2 protein-coding genes are annotated in these 2,722 nt (G+C 44.5%); one reads left to right on the top strand and one right to left on the bottom strand.

Annotation, left to right across the window (positions count from 1 at the left end; genetic code table 11):
• Positions 1-548: 548 nt before the first annotated feature.
• Positions 549-1,028: a sigma D regulator gene (gene rsd, locus KFE26_RS23500; protein WP_113941703.1), complete on the bottom strand. Its 480-nt coding sequence runs from the start codon at positions 1,026-1,028 to the stop codon at positions 549-551.
• A gap of 457 nt (positions 1,029-1,485) precedes the next feature.
• Between rsd and hemE the strand changes: the two genes are divergently transcribed.
• Positions 1,486-2,550: a uroporphyrinogen decarboxylase gene (gene hemE, locus KFE26_RS23495; RefSeq protein ID WP_006079904.1), complete on the top strand. Its 1,065-nt coding sequence runs from the start codon at positions 1,486-1,488 to the stop codon at positions 2,548-2,550.
• Positions 2,551-2,722: the final 172 nt, after the last annotated feature.

Genomic DNA, 2,722 nt, shown 5'->3' with positions numbered 1-2,722 from the left:
AATACCGGCCTGTCACGCCGGGGGTCGCGGGTTCGAGTCCCGTCCGCTCCGCCAACATTAAGAGATAAGCCTCATCGAAAGATGAGGCTTTTTTCGTTATGGCGTCGTGGATAATTCGTGTCAGTGACGCTAATGCTTCGGGCTCGAAGCATGTGGTTATAGTCATACTCGGCCATCATGTAGATGAGATCCTTATCAGAATATGACATTTTTGTTTTAAAGCTAAACCGATTCTATTAATTAGCAAAATTTATCCATTCCCGAAAGCCCAACTGAGTCATCCTCTGTAGCTCCTCAATGCATTCAGGCTATCGAGCATTACATAACAATATCGCCATACCTATTGAAACAACGATTTGCCAATGTGTGCTGCCTCGGCCATGACTACGTCTGCTTTATCGGATTCAATTTGATTCAAACGGTTGCTGTCTAATGGCACTAGGACGTGTTTCTGTAGTAGCCCAAAGATGCTACTTCATTTTCAAAACGATTGAGGGGAAAAGATAGATAAGCGCACAGATGCCGCAAGGTGCGCTTATGAAGGAGGACTACTGGTTGTGCTCAGAATGTTTGCGATGGAGAACTTCAAGTAGTTCATCTTCGAGTTCGAAGCGTGTTTCCATGTTATGGGCGAGCTCAGATAGGTCTTTATCGAGTTGATATAATACGAAATCGTCTTGTGTTTCCGCATATTTATCGTTGAAATCTAATGCTGCATTCGTGGTTGGCGTGATTTTGGGCAATACTTGTTGCGCGAGCGTTTTGCTTGATTCGCCATATTCACTGCAGGCATTAACGACTTTATCATAGACCTCGAAATGTCCTTCGGAGACATAGTCAACTAATAAGTCACAGAAAGATTTAACATGTTCGAACGAGGGAAGCGATTTTTCTGATTTACTATAAGGAGGAAGCCCAGCAATTTGGCAGTAATGCACTAACAGTTTTCGACGGTTTTTTAGCCATTGATCAATAAGCTTATTTGAACCGCCCCACTTCTGTTCTGCTTTTTCGAGTTCTCTCAGCATGATGCATTCCATTTAAGTGCCAGCACATAACTCTAATGTAGGGACAAGTTGCTAATCGATCAACTCTTTTCATGCGAATTTGCGAGAATGACGAAATGGACAAACCAGCTGTTTCGTATCAAAAAATGCAAATAAAAAGCCCAACGATAGAAACCTATCGTTGGGCGAGTAAAGTTTATAGCAGGCTCGATGCGACGAGCTTCTTGATTGTTCTTGCTAGCGCAGACTTTTTATACCAAAGGCGGGGAACCGGCGCAACTTTTTTCTGTCTGAGTGTGACTTCGTTACGAATAAATAAGCAGTATGTTAGCTGGCTAACATTTTCCGGTTTATGCGGTCAAATCGACGCCAATGATGGGGAATAGCTCACATAAATTTGCACATAAAGGTTACATTATTCGCGTAAATGCTAAACTACCGACCCAGCGGATCTCAATAAGACTAGGAACCAAGCCCAATGGCAGAATTAAAGAATGATCGTTATTTACGCGCCCTACTAAAAGAGCCTGTCGATGTGACCCCTGTGTGGATGATGCGTCAAGCTGGCCGTTATCTTCCTGAATATAAAGCCACTCGCGCTCAAGCGGGTGACTTCATGTCTTTGTGTAAAAATCATGAGCTTGCCTGTGAAGTCACGCTGCAACCTTTACGTCGTTATGATCTCGATGCGGCGATTTTGTTTTCCGATATCCTAACTGTGCCCGATGCTATGGGTTTAGGTTTGTATTTTGAGGCGGGTGAAGGCCCACGTTTCGAGCGCCCAACAGACACTATCGATGCGATCAAAAAGCTCTCAATTCCAGATCCAGAAGATGAGCTGGGTTATGTAATGAAAGCCGTTAGCACTATTCGCCGTGAACTGAATGGCGCAGTGCCGTTAATTGGCTTTTCTGGCTCACCTTGGACCTTAGCGACTTATATGGTTGAAGGTGGTTCGAGCAAAACCTTCGAAAAAATTAAGAAGATGGCTTACGCAGAGCCAATGGCATTACACATGCTGTTAGATAAATTAGCCGATTCAGTGATCCTATACCTGAATGCTCAAGTTGCTAACGGTGCGCAATCTTTGATGATTTTTGACTCATGGGGCGGCGCGTTATCGCACTCTGCTTACCGTGAGTTCTCTTTGCGTTATATGCAGAAGATTATTGATGGTCTGACACGCTTTGCCGATGGCCGTAAAGTGCCAGTGACGCTGTTTACTAAAGGCGGTGGTTTGTGGCTAGAAGCGATGGCAGAAACTGGCTGTGATGCACTAGGTTTGGATTGGACGGTAGACATTGCCGACGCCCGTCGTCGTGTAGGCCATAAAGTGGCATTGCAAGGCAACATGGACCCATCTATGTTGTATGCGCCAATTCCACGTATCGAAGAGGAAGTTGGTCATATTTTAGCGGGTTATGGTGAAGGTACTGGCCATGTATTTAACCTAGGCCATGGTATTCATCAGCATGTCGATCCAGAACATGCTGGCGCCTTTATCAAGGCGGTTCATGCACAATCAAAGCAATACCATAAGTAATTTTTGGTTTGCGAAACAGGCCCGCTTGCGGGCCTGTTTTATATCCGACATTTGAATTTGATAGCGTTGGAGCTTCTGGCGAAGGTATCTTTATGGATTAGCGTATGCGGTGGTTTCTATCGTCTGCTAGCTTAATTTTAAACAACGACTTGAATTCCCTATATTCACATAC

The sequence above is a fragment of the Shewanella sp. M16 genome (assembly GCF_018224605.1).
Classification (GTDB): domain Bacteria; phylum Pseudomonadota; class Gammaproteobacteria; order Enterobacterales; family Shewanellaceae; genus Shewanella; species Shewanella oncorhynchi.
The sequence above is the reverse complement of the archived record's forward strand: the minus strand, read 5'-3'. Positions and strand labels throughout refer to the sequence as shown.